The 15,495-nt window shown below is 64.4% G+C and carries 19 protein-coding genes; 9 read left to right on the top strand and 10 right to left on the bottom strand.

All coding sequences use genetic code 11. The features are described 5' to 3' along the window. Nucleotides 1-108: 108 nt before the first annotated feature. Entirely contained in the window at nt 109-684 is a 576-nt protein-coding gene (locus ASG11_RS09440; protein WP_055778195.1) for a PEPxxWA-CTERM sorting domain-containing protein, read from the bottom strand. A gap of 362 nt (nt 685-1,046) precedes the next feature. Between ASG11_RS09440 and ASG11_RS09435 the strand changes: the two genes are divergently transcribed. From ASG11_RS09435 to dcd, 4 genes are all read left to right on the top strand, one after another. Continuing rightward, complete coding sequence (locus ASG11_RS09435) at nt 1,047-1,529, top strand: UPF0262 family protein (RefSeq protein WP_055778192.1); 483 nt, start codon at nt 1,047-1,049, stop codon at nt 1,527-1,529. 6 nt (nt 1,530-1,535) lie between these two features. Continuing rightward, nucleotides 1,536-2,228, top strand: a complete 693-nt coding sequence (locus ASG11_RS09430; RefSeq protein WP_236697444.1) for a GH25 family lysozyme — start codon at nt 1,536-1,538, stop codon at nt 2,226-2,228. A gap of 106 nt (nt 2,229-2,334) precedes the next feature. Continuing rightward, on the top strand, nt 2,335-2,799 hold the full coding sequence (locus ASG11_RS09425) for a cytidine deaminase (protein WP_055778189.1): 465 nt from the start codon (nt 2,335-2,337) through the stop codon (nt 2,797-2,799). Nucleotides 2,800-2,865: 66 nt separating this feature from the next. After that, complete coding sequence (dcd, locus tag ASG11_RS09420; RefSeq protein ID WP_055778187.1) at nt 2,866-3,420, top strand: dCTP deaminase; 555 nt, start codon at nt 2,866-2,868, stop codon at nt 3,418-3,420. 129 nt (nt 3,421-3,549) lie between these two features. Here dcd and ASG11_RS09415 read toward each other — a convergent pair whose 3' ends face one another. The 5 genes from ASG11_RS09415 to ASG11_RS09395 all read right to left on the bottom strand — a co-directional run bounded on the left by ASG11_RS09415 (nt 3,550) and on the right by ASG11_RS09395 (nt 6,634). Next, nucleotides 3,550-3,903, bottom strand: coding sequence for a tetratricopeptide repeat protein (locus tag ASG11_RS09415; RefSeq protein ID WP_236697443.1), 354 nt, complete (start codon nt 3,901-3,903; stop codon nt 3,550-3,552). Between the two features lie 170 nt (nt 3,904-4,073). After that, complete coding sequence (locus ASG11_RS09410) at nt 4,074-4,502, bottom strand: ExbD/TolR family protein (RefSeq protein WP_055778184.1); 429 nt, start codon at nt 4,500-4,502, stop codon at nt 4,074-4,076. Between the two features lie 30 nt (nt 4,503-4,532). After that, nucleotides 4,533-5,018 (bottom strand): ExbD/TolR family protein, encoded by a 486-nt coding sequence (locus tag ASG11_RS09405; protein WP_055778181.1) that lies wholly within the window; start codon nt 5,016-5,018, stop codon nt 4,533-4,535. A 96-nt stretch (nt 5,019-5,114) separates the two neighbouring features. After that, a complete protein-coding gene (locus ASG11_RS09400) occupies nt 5,115-5,897 on the bottom strand; it encodes a MotA/TolQ/ExbB proton channel family protein (protein WP_055778176.1) in 783 nt (260 codons plus the stop codon). Between the two features lie 68 nt (nt 5,898-5,965). Further along, nucleotides 5,966-6,634 carry an energy transducer TonB gene (locus ASG11_RS09395; RefSeq protein WP_055778173.1) on the bottom strand — a complete coding sequence of 223 codons (669 nt, stop codon included), beginning with the start codon at nt 6,632-6,634 and terminating at the stop codon, nt 5,966-5,968. 281 nt (nt 6,635-6,915) lie between these two features. Between ASG11_RS09395 and ASG11_RS09390 the strand changes: the two genes are divergently transcribed. Continuing rightward, on the top strand, nt 6,916-7,683 hold the full coding sequence (locus tag ASG11_RS09390; RefSeq protein WP_236697442.1) for a hypothetical protein: 768 nt from the start codon (nt 6,916-6,918) through the stop codon (nt 7,681-7,683). Nucleotides 7,684-7,686: 3 nt separating this feature from the next. Here the strand turns inward: ASG11_RS09390 and ASG11_RS09385 are convergent, their stop codons facing one another. Continuing rightward, a complete protein-coding gene (locus tag ASG11_RS09385) occupies nt 7,687-8,019 on the bottom strand; it encodes a Rossmann fold domain-containing protein (RefSeq protein ID WP_055778167.1) in 333 nt (110 codons plus the stop codon). Beyond that, complete coding sequence (locus ASG11_RS09380) at nt 8,016-8,387, bottom strand: dihydroneopterin aldolase (protein WP_055778164.1); 372 nt, start codon at nt 8,385-8,387, stop codon at nt 8,016-8,018. The genes ASG11_RS09385 and ASG11_RS09380 overlap by 4 nt, the downstream gene beginning before the upstream one ends. Nucleotides 8,388-8,548: 161 nt before the next feature. Between ASG11_RS09380 and ASG11_RS09375 the strand changes: the two genes are divergently transcribed. From ASG11_RS09375 to ASG11_RS09360, 4 genes are read left to right on the top strand one after another with little or no spacing between them, the layout of a single operon-like run. Continuing rightward, nucleotides 8,549-9,061, top strand: a complete 513-nt coding sequence (locus ASG11_RS09375; RefSeq protein WP_055778161.1) for a GNAT family N-acetyltransferase — start codon at nt 8,549-8,551, stop codon at nt 9,059-9,061. 39 nt (nt 9,062-9,100) lie between these two features. After that, the gene (locus tag ASG11_RS09370; RefSeq protein ID WP_055778158.1) at nt 9,101-9,667 is read left to right on the top strand and encodes a DUF1285 domain-containing protein; all 567 of its coding nucleotides are present in this window, start codon (nt 9,101-9,103) and stop codon (nt 9,665-9,667) included. Further along, entirely contained in the window at nt 9,664-10,263 is a 600-nt protein-coding gene (locus ASG11_RS09365; protein ID WP_055778155.1) for a CoA pyrophosphatase, read from the top strand. The genes ASG11_RS09370 and ASG11_RS09365 overlap by 4 nt, the downstream gene beginning before the upstream one ends. Then, the gene (locus tag ASG11_RS09360) at nt 10,251-11,450 is read left to right on the top strand and encodes a CCA tRNA nucleotidyltransferase (RefSeq protein ID WP_055778152.1); all 1,200 of its coding nucleotides are present in this window, start codon (nt 10,251-10,253) and stop codon (nt 11,448-11,450) included. The genes ASG11_RS09365 and ASG11_RS09360 overlap by 13 nt, the downstream gene beginning before the upstream one ends. Here ASG11_RS09360 and ASG11_RS09355 read toward each other — a convergent pair. After that, entirely contained in the window at nt 11,426-13,123 is a 1,698-nt protein-coding gene (locus ASG11_RS09355; protein ID WP_236697441.1) for a putative bifunctional diguanylate cyclase/phosphodiesterase, read from the bottom strand. The genes ASG11_RS09360 and ASG11_RS09355 overlap by 25 nt on opposite strands. A 97-nt stretch (nt 13,124-13,220) precedes the next feature. Next, nucleotides 13,221-15,476 carry a DNA topoisomerase IV subunit A gene (gene parC / locus ASG11_RS09350; protein ID WP_055778149.1) on the bottom strand — a complete coding sequence of 752 codons (2,256 nt, stop codon included), beginning with the start codon at nt 15,474-15,476 and terminating at the stop codon, nt 13,221-13,223. Between the last annotated feature and the right edge of the window lie 19 nt (nt 15,477-15,495).

The following is a 15,495-nucleotide window of genomic DNA, read 5'->3' as shown; positions in this document are numbered from 1 at the left end:
CTCAACCCGCTTTGCGCCGAACGGCATGTGGATTGCGGGGAGGGATGACGCAGCAAAAAACCGCCGGCCTCCCGGCCGACGGCTTTTCGTTGAGGCGATTAAGCCGTCTTATGCGTAAGAAACGCTCGTCTTGACCTTACGGCTGCGCACGGCCGCACCGATCATGCCGAAGCCGAGGATCATCATGCCCCAGGTGGCCGTTTCCGGCACGGCGGCAACCGATGCGAACTGAACGTTGCCCGTCTTGGTGTTGTTCAGATATCCGCCGGTGATGCGCAGACCCTGGCCCGGGATGCTGGCCGGATTGAAACAGCCAGACACCTGCAAGCAGAAATAGGTGACGCTCGATCCGATCGTGGGCGCCTGGAACAGTGCCAGGCCGCTGGCCGCCGAATAGTTGAAGAACAACCCCGATCCTGTTGCCGTCAGGGCGCTGTCAGCGACAAGAACCTGACCGTTGGAATTGGTGAGATTGAACGTCGTCGTGCCATCGTTCAGCGTCAGGTTGAAGGCGGTAATGTTCGCCGTTGAGATCGTGCCGATCGTGTTGTCGGTCGTGATCGTGCCCGTAACTCCGCCGGCGCCGATCGTCTGCGATACGACATAGGTGGTTGCCGAAGCCGGCAATGCGATTGCGGCGCCGGCGATCATCGTGGCGGCGAGCAGGGCGTTCATCTTGTTCATGGTCGTTTCCTAATTGAGCGAGCCGCTGACGGCCTCGCATCAATCATCGCAAACATCGTGCCAATAACGGATTTCCCGTAAGTAATTTGGTAAACAGCCCCGCGCGGAATGGTAAACGTAAGAATTTCTTACGCTGCATTAATCATTTAAGCATCTTCCCTGCGATTGCTTCATATCTTACAAACCAGTTCGGTGTTTAGGTTTTCCGCGCTGGGACGGCTTGACCCACGTTGCGCTCAGGCCACGCTTGCGGGCACGGAAACTCCGGAGAACGCGAGCGGGCACGATGCACCAGTTAATGCCGCTCTGCACCGCCCCTCACACGGATTGTCCCCGCGGCGCTTCCCCGATAGGGCGTGACGATGGCCGACCCGCGGATCATCAATGTCGAATTGGACGAACGCACCATCCTGTGGCGCTCGGCCGATATCGAACAGGAACGCCGCATCGCGATCTTCGACCTGATCGAGGGCAATCATTTCGCGCCGCAGCGCGAGCATGCCGACGGCTATGCCGGCCCGTACCGGATCGCGCTCAGCGTGGAGGAAGGGCGGCTCGGCATCGCGATCCATCGCGAAGACGACAGCCATCTCGAAACCTATGTCCTCGGGCTCGGCCGCTTCCGCCGCCCGATTAAGGATTATTTCGCGATCTGCGACAGCTATTATGCCGCGATCCGCAACGCGACGCCCGCGCAGATCGAGACCGTCGACATGGCGCGGCGCGGTATTCACAACGAAGCCGCCGAATTGCTCAAGGAGCGACTGGAGGGCAAGATCGAGATCGATTTCGACACCGCCCGGCGTCTGTTCACGCTCATCTGCGTGCTGCACATCAAGGGTTGAGGACGAGTGAGTTTGCGCCTTTTCGGACGTCGTCTGGGTTGGGCGGGCGTGGCCCTGTTCGGCCTATTGGCGATCGCGCTGCTGGGCTGGGTGTTCGTCACCGGATGGCATCCTTCGCGCAAGGATTACGAGTTCCAGGGCGTCGATGTCGACGAGAGCAAGGGCGCGATCCACTGGCCGACCGTCGCCGCCTCCGGCGCCGACTTCGCGTACATGCGCGCGACGATGGGTGCGGATGGGCGCGATGCGCAATTCGCCACCAGCTGGGCCGATGCCCATGCCGCCGGCATGCGGCGCGGCGCGCTGCACGTCTGGTCCTTCTGCCGGCTGGCGGCGGACCAGGCGAACAATTTCAACACCACCGTCCCGCGCGTGGAGGACGCATTGCCCGCCGCGGTGCTGATCGATTTCTCCCCCGATTGCACGTCGCATCCGGAGCGGGACGTGGTGATAGCCGAGGTGACCCGTTTCGTGACGATGGTCGAATCGCACACCGGGAAGCCGATCCTGCTCAAGATCGCCGCCCCGGTCGAGGCCGCCTATTCGCTTTCCGCCGGGGTCGACCGTCCGTTATGGAGCCTGCGCAACTTCTTCCCGCCCGATTACGCCGCCCGCCCCTGGCGCATGTGGCAGGCGAGCGACGTCAAACGGATCGACGGCATCGACGGCCCGGTGCACTGGAACGTGGTCGCGCCGTGAGGATCGCGTCTCGAAAAGCGCACCCGCCGGTCGTGCTGGGCCTGTCGAGGCACCGTCTTACTCTTCTTGCGCATACAGACGAAAACCCGCGATGACTGGAAACCCGATGCCCGCTCCGATCTTCGACGACATTACCCGCAACCGCCTCATCGCCGCCGCCCGCGACGCCGCGACCCGCGCCCACGCCCCCTATTCCAATTTCGGCGTGGGGGCCGCGCTGCTGCTCACCGACGGCAGCATCGTCACCGGAACCAATTTCGAAAACGCCAGCTACGGCCTGTCGCTATGCGCCGAGACGGTCGCCCTCGCCACCGCCAACAGCGCCGGTCGCCTCGCCGACGTGCTGGCGGTCGGTGTCATCGGCGGCGCGATCCGTGACGGCGCGGTGACGGGCGACACGCCGGTCGGACCCTGCGGCCGTTGCCGCCAGGTGATCAACGAAGCCGCCCAGATCGGCGGACGCGATATCGTCGTGTGGTGCGGCAGCGCGACTGGCGACGCGGTCGATCGCCACATGCTGTCCGAACTGCTGCCCCACGCCTTCGGCCCGAAGGATCTGGGAATCGGCTGATCGCCCACTTGCGCGATCCCGCGCGAGCCGTGAAACAGGCCCCACGCAACCCGGAGCAAGCCCAAGATGTCCATCCTCTCCGACCGCTGGATCCGCGAACAGGCCCTGTCGTCCGGAATGATCGAGCCGTTCGTCGATCGCCAGCAGCGCGACGGCTGCATCAGCTACGGCCTGTCTTCCTACGGCTATGATGCGCGCGTATCGGACGAGTTCAAGATCTTCACCAACATCGACAGCGTCATCGTCGATCCGAAGGATTTTGCCGCCAACAGCTTCGTCGACCGCAAGACCGACGTGTGCGTCATTCCCCCAAACAGCTTCGCGCTTGCCCGCACCGTGGAATATTTTCGCGTGCCGCGCGACGTACTGGTGATCTGCCTCGGTAAATCTACCTATGCCCGCTGCGGGATCATCGTCAACGTTACCCCGCTCGAGCCCGGCTGGGAGGGCCATGTGACGCTCGAATTCTCGAACACCACCCCGCTACCCGCGAAGATCTACGCCAACGAGGGTGCCTGCCAATTCCTGTTCCTGCAGGGCAACGAACCCTGCGAAGTCAGCTATGCCGACCGCGCAGGGAAATATATGGGGCAACGCGGCGTGACGTTGCCGAAGCTGTAGCGTTCACGAACACGGGGCATCGCAGCCGGCGGGTCAATTGGCCGCGTCCGAATTGAAGACCTGGCGTCTTGAACAGACCGTTAAATTGTCTCGACAATCAAGAAGCGCCGAAGATTCCCAAGAACGGAATCAGCGTGAAGAAAGCTGAACGCCCGACAATTGGCGCAAGCCCTTCTGCGCCAGCACATGCGACGACGCCGTGGTGTCAGCCGAAAGATCCATCAACACGTCCGGCTGAGCCAGCACTGATTCGTACAGCGCTCGAGCCTCACCCGCGCGATCGGTGTGCCGATAAATCGCAGCGAGGTTGAGCATCAGCTCCGGCCGTTGCGGAAAGGATTTCAATTCGGTGGTCAGCGTCCGCTCGGCGCGGGCGTAGTTGCCGGCGGCGATCTGCCGATAGCCGGTGTGATCCTGTGCGTTGGCGGCGGATGGCGTCGCGGCAATCCCTAGCACAACCATCGTAACAGCCAGCATCCGCATGATCGATCTCCCGCGCCGCCCTTCCATTGCCCGGAAGGTTTCAGTTTTGTGACATCAATATTTCACTTTTACGTCATGCTGACAAGTGTATCGCGAGACCACAGCATCAGACGAAAAAGGGACGGCCCCAGCGGGACCGCCCTCCAATTCTAAACTGCTGATCTCGAGGATCAGAAGTCGTTGCGATACTGCTCGTTGCCGATGAAGCCGAGCTTCGTCACGCCGGAGCGCTTGATCACCGCCAGAATCTCGTCGACGCGAGCGTAACGCGCCTGCGGATCGGGCTGGAAATGCAGTTCCGGCTCGGGCTTGATCTGAGTCGTCTGCTCCAGATATTGCTGGAGTGTCACCGGATCGACCGGTGCGCCGTTCCAGGAAATCTGGCCCGCCGGATCGATCACGACCTTGTTCTTTTGCGGATCGATGATCGGCTGCTTGTTCGACGGATCGTTGACCGGGAGGTCGACCTTCACCGCGTGCGTCTGGATCGGAATGGTGATGATGAACATGATGAGGAGCACGAGCAGGACGTCGATCAACGGCGTCATGTTCATTTCCATCATCGGTTCACCGTCGTCGGAACCGCCACTCATTGCCATATCAAATTACTCCTGAGTCTCAGCGGACCGTTACAGACGGGTCGTCGCTTCGCCGGGGGGCGGTTCGGAAATGAACCCGACCTTGGCGAAACCGGCCATCTGCATCGTGTAGATTGCGCCACCGATGCACTGGTACGGCGTGGCCACGTCACCGCGAATATGCGCTTCCGGCAGCTCGTATCCCGCCGGGAGGTTGTTGGCACCACCGGCACGATCGATCTCGGCCTGCAGCTTCTTCACGGCACGGTCGAGCAGTTCCTGATGCGTCACCCGCGTCATGTTCCAGTAGATCGCGCACCGGCCATCCTTGTCGGTCGTGATCGACAGCGACACGTTTTCCGGCTTGGTCGTGGTCGGGTCGTACTTCACGCTAGGAAGCTTGACCTTGATCGCCTGGATGGCGACCGGAACCGCGATCAAGAAGATGATCAGCAGCACGAGCATCACGTCGACCAATGGGGTCGTGTTGATGTCGGACATCGGCTTTTCGTTATCGCCGCCAGCACTTATTGCCATTGAGGGCTATCCCTATCCGTTCATTCGCGCCGCCAACTTGAGTGTGGCGGCGAAGGACGAGGCCGCAAGCCGAAGCTTGCGACCCCTAATCCGTTATTACGCGCGGGGCGTGGTCGTGGTCGTCGTCGTAGCGGCCGGCTTGGCTGCTACCGGGGGTGCCTTGCGAGCGGTGCTCACAGGGCGAACCGCGCCGTTCGAAGCCAGGAAGCCGAGCACGTCGTTCGAGAAGGCAGCAAGGTCTTCCGCGATCGACTTGTTGCGGCGCTGCAGCCAGTTGTAGGCAAGCACGGCCGGCACGGCGACCGCGAGGCCGAGTGCGGTCATGATCAGAGCCTCACCGACCGGGCCGGCAACGGCGTCGATCGATGCCTGACCTGCCGCACCGATCTTGATCAGTGCGCGGTAGATGCCGATGACCGTACCGAACAGACCGATGAACGGTGCGACCGAACCCACCGTCGCCAGGAAGGCGAGACCGCCGCCCAGCTTCGAGTTGATCGTCGCTTCCGAACGGGCGAGCGAACCGTGCAGCCAGTCATGCGCTTCGACCGGATCGGTCAGCTGCGTGTGCTGGTCCTGAGCGGCGAGACCGTCATCGACGATCTGACGATAGGCCGAGTTCTTCTCGAGCTTGGCAGCACCCTCTTTCAGGTTGTTCGAGCTCCAGAAACCCTGACGCACGCGCTTGGCCTGGTTCATCACCTTCTGCTGTTCGAACAGCTTGGTGAACATGATGTAGAACGACACGATCGACATGAAGGCCAGGATGCAGAACACGGTCCAGGCGATCACGCCGCCCTGCTGGAGCGCTTCCCAGAAACCGTACGGGTTGGCACCGGCGGCAGGCGCCGCTCCTGCGGCGAGAATGGTGGTCATCATTGCGGTAAATCCCTCTCAAATAGCAGCATGTAGGTCGCCGAAGCCCAGCGGGCTCCGGCGAATAATCGTCATTCCGGCAGGCGCCAGGTGAACTTCAGCGTCTTCGTACCGCCCGGAACCGGCTGGCCCGCGGCGTTCAACGCCGGTGTGTAGCGACCACGACGCGTGACCAGCGAGCAGGCCGTGCGATCGAGCGTCGCGGAACCGGAACTGGAGCTGACACGGCAGTTCTCGATGCGCCCTTGTGCGTTCACGTCGAAGGTCAGGCCGCTGACGCCCTGTTCCTGATCACGCACCGAAGACGGCGGATAATCGTCACCCGTCACCCACGAAGCGGGATTACCCTTCGCGGACGCAGCCTTGCTGATGACCGTCGGCGGTGCCGGCGGTGCTGGCGGAGCCGGCGGCGCCGCGATCGGCACCATCGGCGCAGCCGGCGGCGGCGTCGTTACGGTCTGCATGACGACCGGCGGACGCGGCGTGTTAACGATCGGCGGCGGCGACACCACGGGTGGTGGCGGCAGCGGCTGGTCTGGCGGCGGCGGGGGCGGTGGCTCGTCCGGCGGCGGGGGAGGCGGCTCCTCCACGTCAAACACGTCCATCTTCTCCGTTGCCTTCTTCACGTACTTGTACGCGAGCCCGGTAACGAAGGCATACCCAATAACGGCGTGGATGAGCGCGACGATAACGATCGCGACCACCTTGCCACCGCTCATCTTTTGGTCAGCATAGGCCATTCAGAAACGACACTCCTCAATCACGGCAACCCCGGCTCCGGCCTATTGACCATGAATCCGCCTGCCGTGGGCTAGTGTATCCTCGGACAGAGCCCAAACCTCTATCGCGACGTAAACTACGACGCAAACGCTTTGTCGGACGCAACAAACGTACAATCGCCAGGCGACAGAATTATTTCTGTTTAACGACGGGACGATCGCGTACCGTTTGGTCCATGCAAACCTTAACGAAAAAGCTCGCTTTGGCGGCGCTTTCCGCCATCGTTGTCATATCGCCGTCGATGGCGCAGCGCGCGCCGGCGCCGCTCCCCGCACCGGCCCCGCCCCCGCCTTATGCGCTGTACGCCGACTTGGTGCTCGATGCGCCGGTGATCGTCGACGCGGCGATTCGCAGCACTTCGCGAATCAAAGGCGCGGAGGCCGCCACCGTGCCGCCAGGACTGACCCGATTCTACGTCGAGGCCGATGTGCTGGCGCTGATCCGGGGTCCGGTCGCATTGCCGCCCAGAATTGGGTATCTGCTGGACGTCCGTCCCGATGCCCGCGGGAAGCTGCCGAATCTCCGCAAGCTGCGCGTTCTGCTGTTTGCCCGGCCGGTCGCCGGATCCAGCTCTCAAATCCAGTTGGTTCGCCCTGACGCGATGCGCGACTGGACGCCGGCGGCGGACGCGCTCGCGCGCCGTATCACGACCGAGACGCTGGCCGCCGACGCGCCGCCCAAGATCACCGGGCTGGGCAATTCCTTCCACACCGCCGGCGCCCTGCCCGGCGAGGGGGAAACCCAGATTTTCCTGACCACGGCCGACGCACGGCCGGTTTCTCTGAGTATCACGACCAAGCCCGCCGGCACGCGGCGCTGGGCGGTTTCGCTGAGCGATGTGGTGAGCGATTCGGCCGTTCCGCCGGCGCGTGACACGCTGCTTTGGTATCGCCTCGCCTGTTTCCTGCCGCCCGCGTTACCGGAAACGGCCGCGCCGGAGGCTGCGGAGGATTATCGCTTCGTGCTCGATTCGCTCGGCCCCTGCGACCGGGGCAACGCACCTCGCTGAATATCAGGCGGAAGCCGCCAACACCTGCCCGGTGGTCGATTCAGCGCCGACGAGGAAGCGCGCAGTTTCCAGAATATCCGCCTGCCGGGCACCCGCGCCGATATCCAGGGCTCCGATTCGCCGGTCCGGTCCGAGTTCGACCGCCAGCGGGCCGACACTTGCGAGAATCATCGCCCGATCCACCGGCGAGATCTCCTGCCCGACGATCACCAGCGCGAATCGGGCCGCGCTTGCCCTGATTCGCGACAGCGCTTCATGGCAAGAACCGGACGCTTCGATCACCACAACGTCCGAATTGCCCGCGAAAACCGTCTCGACCGCCGCCGACACGTTCATCGCCGGTAGCGGCGAAGCGTCATGCCGATCGATTCGCCGGCCTCCGCGATCGCCAGCTTGACGATCTTCACCTCGGCCCAGGTCACGCGCCGGTCCTGCAGGAACAGCGTCTCGCAAATGTGGTCGGCTACCCCTTCGATCAGCGTGAAATGCACGCCCGGCGGCAATGCGGTGGTCGCGGCATGCTTCAGGTCGAGGTAATTCTTCGATGCCGATAGCGGCGTATCCGGCGTGAAACGCTCCGGGCATCGCAACCCGACCGTGATCGAGATCCGCAGCGGCTGAGGCAGATGCGTTTCCTCGGAATAGATGCCGGTCAGCACCTGGACTTCGAGATCGTGCACTTCGAGGATGAGACTGTCGTCCAAGCCGGGACATTCCTTTGCTGGCAAGCGCGCGCCATAGCAGATGCGCGAGGCAGTGAAAGTGTGGGGGAAAGCGCGGCGCATTATACTTGCGTTCAGGCGACACCCGCCTACATCGCGCGGCGCCGGCTCGGTTCCCCCGCGCTCGGGTAGGAGTGCCTGCCTTGGTACAGTTCGTGCCGATCGCCGAGATATCCGCCGATGCCGTCGAGCAGCTGCTCGACCGCGCATTCGGCACGGATCGCCATGGTCGCACCGCGTATCGCATCCGTGAGGGCGCAGTCGCGCTTCCCGATCTCAGCTTCGCGGCGATCGAGGAGGACACCTTGATCGGTACGATCCAGTGCTGGCCGATCGCGCTGTGCGGAGATGACGGGCGCGATGTGCCGCTGATCATGCTCGGCCCGGTCGCGGTCGAGCCGCTGCGCCAGCAGGGCGGCATCGGTCGCCTGCTGACGGCGCGGGCGCTGGAGGCCGTCGATGCCGATCCGGCCAGCCCCGCCGTGATGCTGATCGGTGACCCGGAATATTATGGCCGCTTCTTCGGCTTCGTCGCCGACCGGACCGGAGGTTGGCGGGTGCCGGGTCCGGTGGAACGCCGCCGCCTGCTCGCGCGCGGAACGCATGCGCCGCTCGGCGACGGACTGCTCGGGCCGCGCGTCGTCGCGCACGTCTGACGCTTGCGGCGGCGCGACCCCGCGCCTACCGCAAGGCGCATGCCGATGCCTCCCCTGCCCGACCTCGCCACGCTCTCGCTCACCGATATTGCGCGGCTGGCGGAAGAAAACCGCCTGCCACCGGTCGAACGCTGGAACCCGACGCATTGCGGCGACAGCGAAATGCGGATCGCGCGCGACGGGACGTGGTTCCACCAGGGCTCGCCGATCGGCCGCCAGGCCATGGTGCGACTGTTCTCGACGATCTTGCGCCGCGAGCCCGATGGCGGCTACGTCCTCGTCACGCCGGTCGAGAAGCTGGATATCGAGGTGGAGGACGCGCCGTTCCAGGCCGTGGAGGTTAAGGTCGACGGCACCGGCAAGGCCACCACCCTCGCCTTCCGGCTCAACACCGGCGATCTCGTCACGGCGAGCGCGACGCATCCGCTGCGCTTCGAGACGACGGAGGACGGCCCGCGTCCCTATCTTCATGTCCGCGGCGGCCTGGAAGCGCTGGTCGCGCGCCCGGTCTATTACGAACTTGCCACCCTGGCGCTCGCGAGCGAGGATTCGCCCCCCGGCGTTTGGAGCGCCGGTGCGTTCTTCGCGCTGGAGACGACGGCATGACGCTCGCCGAACGGCTGAGCCGGGCACTGGAGTCCGGCCATGCGCAGGACATGGCATTGCTGACCGGCGACCACCGCGACGGCGCGCCCGATATCGCCACGCCGACACAGGCCGCCGTCCTGATCGCGGTCACCGAACGCGCGGCACCCGGCGTGCTCCTGACCCGGCGGACCGATACGCTGAGCAACCATCCCGGCCAGGTCGCTTTTCCCGGCGGCCGGATCGACGCCGGCGACAGCGGCCCGGTGGCGGCCGCGCTGCGCGAGGCGGAGGAAGAAATCGCCCTGCCCGCGGCTTCGGTGCAGATCATCGGCATCGCCGACCGCTATCGCACGATCACCGGCTTCGAGGTCACGCCCGTGATCGGCGTGGTGCCACCGGATCTCGTCCTCACGCCGAGCGAGGCCGAGGTGGCCGAGGTGTTCGAAGTGCCGCTGGACTTCATCCTCGACAGCGCCAACCATCTCGAGGCGGCGGTCGAGTGGCAGGGACACAACCGGCATTATTACGAGATCTTCTGGAACGACCAGCGCATCTGGGGCGCGACCGCAGCGATGATCGTCAACCTTTCGCGGCGGCTGCGATGGGGCAGCTGATCCCCGCCGACGCCACCTTCCTGAACCGGGCGGGCCTGGCCGAACTGACCGAAGTGCTGGGAGCGGACCGGGGTGAAGTGCGTTTCGTCGGCGGGATCGTGCGCGACACGATGCTCGGCATCGACGCGGCGGATGTCGACCTGGCTACGACGCATCAGCCGGAAGATGTGCTCCACGCCCTGAAGCGCGCCGGGATCAAGGCGGTGCCAACCGGGCTTGCGCATGGAACGATCACCGCAATACTCCCGTCCGGCCCGGTCGAGGTGACGACGTTGCGTCGCGACGTCGCCACCGACGGCCGCCATGCAACGGTAGCATTCACCGACAACTGGCGGGAAGATGCGGCGCGGCGCGATTTCACGATGAACGCGCTCTATGCCGATCCGCGCACGCTGGAAGTGATCGATTATTTCGGCGGACTGGACGATCTCGCGGCGCGGCGCGTCCGTTTCATCGGCGATCCCCTGCAGCGAGTCGCCGAGGATCACCTTCGCATCCTGCGCTTCTTTCGCTTCTACGCCCGGTTCGGCGACTCGCCCGATGCCGATGGACTGGCGGTCTGCACGGCCCGCGCCAACGACCTGATGGCCTTGTCGCGCGAGCGCGTCGCGGCGGAACTACTGAAATTGCTGGTCGCGGCGCATGCGGTGCGGGCGGTGGGCTTGATGATCGCACACGGCATCTTTCGCCCCGTCCTGCCCGAGATCGCGGACGCCGATCGCCTCGCAACACTCGCCGCACGCGAGGCCGAAACGCGCATTCCGCCGGACCCGATCCGTCGCCTTGCCGCCCTGCTTCCCCGGGATGCCGCCGTCGCCGAAGATGTCGGCGCGCGCCTGCGCCTGTCCAACCACGATCGCCGTCGCCTGATCGCCGGCACCGAACCCGTCGGCGGCGAAGCCCCCCGGGAGCTGCTCTATCGGTTGGGTGCGACGCTGGCCGCCGATCGCCTGCTGCTGTCGGATCGCCCGATCGAACAGATCGAGTCGCTGGCGTCCCTCACCGCCCCGATCTTCCCGATCAAGGGCGGCGATCTGGTGCAGCGTGGGATCGGAAGGGGCCCCGACGTCGCACGGTTGCTCCGCACGATCGAAGACTTGTGGATCGCGGAGGATTTTCCCGATGCCGAGCGCACCGGGCGGATCGCCGATTCGGCCGTGGATCAGTGGTTGATATCGAGCAGATAGGCATAGGCCGCGTCTGCTTCCAACGGACGGGCATAGGTATAGCCCTGCCCATAAGTGCAGCCCAGCGCCGCCAGCGTCTGCGCCAATTCGGTCGTCTCGATGCCTTCGGCGGTGGTCTTCATCCCCAGCGCCGAGGCCAGGCTGAGGATCGCGCGGACGATCGCCACCTTGTCGCGATCGGCCAACATGCCGGTGATGAAGCTACGGTCGATCTTCAGCACGTCGATCGGCAACTTCTGAAGATAGGCCAGGTTGGAATAGCCGGTGCCGAAATCGTCCATCGCGATCGTCGTTCCCAAACCCTTCAGCGCATGCATGATCCCGGCGATGCGATCCGGATCGGTGACCAGCGCGCTTTCGGTCAGTTCCAAAGTCAGGCGGCGTCCGTCCAGTCCATTGGCCATCAAGGCACGTTCGACCAGCATCGAGATGCGATCGCGTTGCAACTGGATGGCGGACAGGTTGACGGCCAACTTCACCCCGCAATCGCCGCCGAATCGCACATCCCAGCTCGCCAGGGTTTGCGCCGCCTCGTCGATCGCCCAGCGGCCGAGTGGCACGATCAGCCCGGATTCCTCGGCGACCGGAATGAAATCGTTGGGCGAATGCGCGCGGCCCGTCTCGTCGGTCCAGCGCGCCAAGGATTCGAACGCGACGACCCGGCCAGTCGCGAGATCGCAGATCGGCTGATACGTCAGGCGCATCTCGCCATTCTCGATCGCCCGGCGCAGCGCGGTTTCCATGCCGAACTGTTCGCGCGCGATGTCGAATTGCTGGGTCTGATAGGCCTCGGCGCGGCCGCTGATCTTCGAACGCTTCACGGCGAACTGGGCGTGGCGGATCAATTCCTCGGCATCATCAAGTTCGGCCGACCCGAACGCGATGCCGATCGAGCACGACACCTTGATCTCGAAATCGCTCAGGCGGAACGGCGTGGCGAGCGCGCCCTCGATCCGCTTGGCGACATGCTGCGCGTCGCTCGGCCCGTCCTCGAGGGTCAGCAAGATGCCGAATTCATCACCTCCGGTACGCGCCAAAATGTCGTGCGCGCGGAGCGCACCCTTCAGACGTCGCGCCAAGGTGATGAGCAGTTCGTCGCCGTCCATCGAACCGAGACAGGCGTTCACGCGGCTGAAGCGATCCAGGTCCAGCACCAGCACGGCATAGCGCGCGCGTTCGGCGGGATCGGTCAGCAAGCCTTCGAGCCGATCCGAGAAGCCGGCGCGATTGGGCAGCCCGGTCAGGCTGTCGGTCATCATTTCGCGGCGGAGATTGTGTTCGGTGCGCAGTTCGGACGTGTGGTCGACCAACGTGACGAGGCAGCGCCGCGCCGCGCTGCGTTCGAGCCGCGCCAGAGTGATTCGGTAATGCCGGCAATCGACGCTGTCGCCGAACTGCCAGGCGAACTCCTCTTTCAGAGAGTCGCCATCAAGAAAGCTGGCGATGCGCAACCCGACGCTGTTGAGAAAGGGCGATTTGTCCGACGAATTGCCCAGACCAGCCAGCTGAAACGCATCGTTATGCCCCTGCAACACGAAGCGGCCATCGACATTGGTGACGATCGCGGCGGGGATCGGCAGCAGGTTGATCGTCGTCGCCGCGCGCGCCGTGTCCGGCGCATGATCCGCCGCGCCGTCCGCGGGGGCGGGCAGCATCTTGCGGAACAGGTTCATCGGCTTTGTCGCGACCATTACGGACGAGCGGTAGCGCGATTTGGTTAAAGTACGCTGAAGCCGGGATTATTTCGCTATCGTTACGAAATGTTCGCGCTCAGAATTTGTTGTCGCGCGGGAAACCGGTCGGCGGCATCCGGCCGGCGGCACCGCGCGCCGCGCGCCATTGTGTCAGGTCGGTTTCGGTCCGGGTGCGGCCGGTTTCGCCGCCCATCGCCCAGCTGAGACCGTTCGCGAACACGAACGTGATCGCGTCGGACAATCCGCCGTCGCCATAGCGCTGCAACTGCACCCCCTGCCCCTTCGACAGTTCGGCCAGTTCGGTCAGCGGGAAAACGAGCAGGCGGCGATTGTCGCCGATCGCCGCGACGTAATCCGCCGCCGGATCGACCGGTTTCACGATCTTGAGCTTGGCACCGATGCGTGGCGTGACGACCGTCTTGCCCTTGCGCGTTTCGGCGATCGTGTCAGCGGTCTGCACGACGAATCCGCGCCCGTCGCTTGCGGCGACCAGCAGCTTTTTGGCACGGCTGGCCGGCAGCAAGGCGACGATGCCGACCTCCCCGTCGAGATCGATCATCAGTCGGACGGGCTCGCCGAACCCGCGTCCGCCGGGCAAGCGGTCGGCCGCCAGCGTGTAGAAACGCCCGTTTTCCGCCGCGAGCAGGATCTTGTCGGTGGTCTGAGCCGAAAAGGCGAAGGCCGGCCCATCGCCCTCCTTGAACTTCAGTGCGGCGATCGCGGCGTCATCGGCATGCCCCTTCATCGCGCGGATCCAGCCGCGTTCGGACAGGATCACGGTGATCGGCTCGCGCTCGATCATCAGTTCCAGCGGGATCTCGCGTGCCGGCGCCGCTTCGGACACCGTGGTGCGGCGCTTGCCGAGCGGGGTTTCCGGCCCGTAGCGCTCGCGCAGCTTGGCCATATCGCGCTTCAGCCGCGTGCGCTGTCGCGCGTCGCTGCCGAGCAGCGCCTCGAGCGTGGACTTTTCCGCCTCTAGCCCGTCGCGCTCCTTGCGGATCTGCATTTCCTCCAGCTTGCGCAGGCGGCGCAGGCGCATGTCGAGGATCGCTTCCGCCTGGCGATCGGTGAGGCCGAATTCGGCGATCATGATCGGCTTCGGCTCGTCCTCGGTGCGGATGATCTCGATCACGCGATCGAGGTTGAGATAGGCTATCAGGTAACCGTCGAGCAGTTCGACCCGATCGGCGATCTTATCAAGCCGGTATTGCGAACGCCGCTGCAGTACGACAAATTGGTGATCGACCCAGCCCTTCAGCGCCTCCCGCAGGCTCATCACGCGCGGCGTGCGCGTCTTGTCGAGCACGTTGAGGTTGAGGCTGACCCGGTTTTCCAGATCGCTCATCCGGAACAGGCTTTCCATCAGCATGTCGGCATCGACCGTGCGACTGCGCGGTTCGATGACGATGCGGATCGCGCTGTCGGATTCGTCGCGCACATCGGCCAGGATCGGGAGTTTCTTGTCGTTGATCAGCCCGGCGATCTGCTCGATCAGCTTGCCTTTCTGTATGCCGTACGGAATTTCGGTGATGACCGCATTCCAGCCGCCGCCCTTCTCCCTCTCGACCGACCAGCGCGCGCGCACCCGGAAGCCGCCGCGCCCGGTGGCATACGCCTCGGCGATCGCGTTGGGGCTGTCCACAACCAGGCCGCCGGTGGGGAAGTCCGGGCCCTTCACATGCTCCAGCATCTGCGCGTCGCTGGCGTCGGGCTGGTCGATCAGCAGGATCGCGGCGTCGAACAGTTCGGCGGCGTTGTGCGGCGGAATGCTGGTCGCCATGCCGACCGCGATGCCCGCCGCGCCGTTGGCGAGCAGGTTCGGGAACAGGCCGGGGAACAGTTCCGGCTCGTGATCCTCATTATTGTAGGTCGGGCGGTAATCGACGGCGTCCTCGTCGAGGCCGTCCATCATGTCGATCGCGACCTGGGTCAGCCGCGCTTCGGTGTAGCGATAAGCGGCGGCGTTATCGCCGTCGATGTTGCCAAAGTTGCCTTGCCCGTCGACCAAGGGATAGCGCATCGCGAACGATTGGGCGAGGCGGACCATCGCGTCGTAGACGGACTGATCGCCATGCGGATGGTATTTGCCGATCACGTCGCCGACGACGCGGGCGCATTTCTTGTAACCCTGCGACGGATCGAGCTTCAGCAACCGCATCGCCCATAACAGGCGGCGATGCACCGGTTTCAGCCCGTCGCGCACATCGGGCAGCGACCGGGCGGTGATCGTGGACAGTGCATAGACGAGATACCGGTCGCTGAGCGCACTGTCGAAGGGCGCATCCACAATCGCGTTGAAGGGATCTTCCGGGTCTTTGACGTCTGTCGGCATATCGTCTCGATTAGCAGCG

The sequence above is a fragment of the Sphingomonas sp. Leaf357 genome, from assembly GCF_001423845.1.
Classification (GTDB): Bacteria; Pseudomonadota; Alphaproteobacteria; order Sphingomonadales; family Sphingomonadaceae; genus Sphingomonas.
Note: the sequence above shows the minus strand (reverse complement) of the source record. Positions and strands in the feature narration are given on the sequence as shown.

Bases quoted from the DNA above. Each gene is read 5' to 3' on its own strand.
- dcd (WP_055778187.1), top strand. From the start codon at position 2,866: ATGTCCATCCTCTCCGACCGCTGGATCCGCGAACAGGCCCTGTCGTCC.
- ASG11_RS09395 (WP_055778173.1), bottom strand. From the start codon at position 6,634: ATGGCCTATGCTGACCAAAAGATGAGCGGTGGCAAGGTGGTCGCGATC.
- ASG11_RS09390 (WP_236697442.1), top strand. From the start codon at position 6,916: ATGGCGCAGCGCGCGCCGGCGCCGCTCCCCGCACCGGCCCCGCCCCCG.
- ASG11_RS09440 (WP_055778195.1), bottom strand. From the start codon at position 684: ATGAACAAGATGAACGCCCTGCTCGCCGCCACGATGATCGCCGGCGCC.
- ASG11_RS09355 (WP_236697441.1), bottom strand. From the start codon at position 13,123: ATGAACCTGTTCCGCAAGATGCTGCCCGCCCCCGCGGACGGCGCGGCG.
- ASG11_RS09370 (WP_055778158.1), top strand. From the start codon at position 9,101: ATGCCGATGCCTCCCCTGCCCGACCTCGCCACGCTCTCGCTCACCGAT.
- ASG11_RS09425 (WP_055778189.1), top strand. From the start codon at position 2,335: ATGCCCGCTCCGATCTTCGACGACATTACCCGCAACCGCCTCATCGCC.
- ASG11_RS09400 (WP_055778176.1), bottom strand. From the start codon at position 5,897: ATGATGACCACCATTCTCGCCGCAGGAGCGGCGCCTGCCGCCGGTGCC.
- ASG11_RS09405 (WP_055778181.1), bottom strand. From the start codon at position 5,018: ATGGCAATAAGTGCTGGCGGCGATAACGAAAAGCCGATGTCCGACATC.
- ASG11_RS09365 (WP_055778155.1), top strand. From the start codon at position 9,664: ATGACGCTCGCCGAACGGCTGAGCCGGGCACTGGAGTCCGGCCATGCG.
- ASG11_RS09435 (WP_055778192.1), top strand. From the start codon at position 1,047: ATGGCCGACCCGCGGATCATCAATGTCGAATTGGACGAACGCACCATC.
- parC (WP_055778149.1), bottom strand. From the start codon at position 15,476: ATGCCGACAGACGTCAAAGACCCGGAAGATCCCTTCAACGCGATTGTG.
- ASG11_RS09415 (WP_236697443.1), bottom strand. From the start codon at position 3,903: ATGCGGATGCTGGCTGTTACGATGGTTGTGCTAGGGATTGCCGCGACG.
- ASG11_RS09410 (WP_055778184.1), bottom strand. From the start codon at position 4,502: ATGGCAATGAGTGGCGGTTCCGACGACGGTGAACCGATGATGGAAATG.
- ASG11_RS09385 (WP_055778167.1), bottom strand. From the start codon at position 8,019: ATGAACGTGTCGGCGGCGGTCGAGACGGTTTTCGCGGGCAATTCGGAC.
- ASG11_RS09360 (WP_055778152.1), top strand. From the start codon at position 10,251: ATGGGGCAGCTGATCCCCGCCGACGCCACCTTCCTGAACCGGGCGGGC.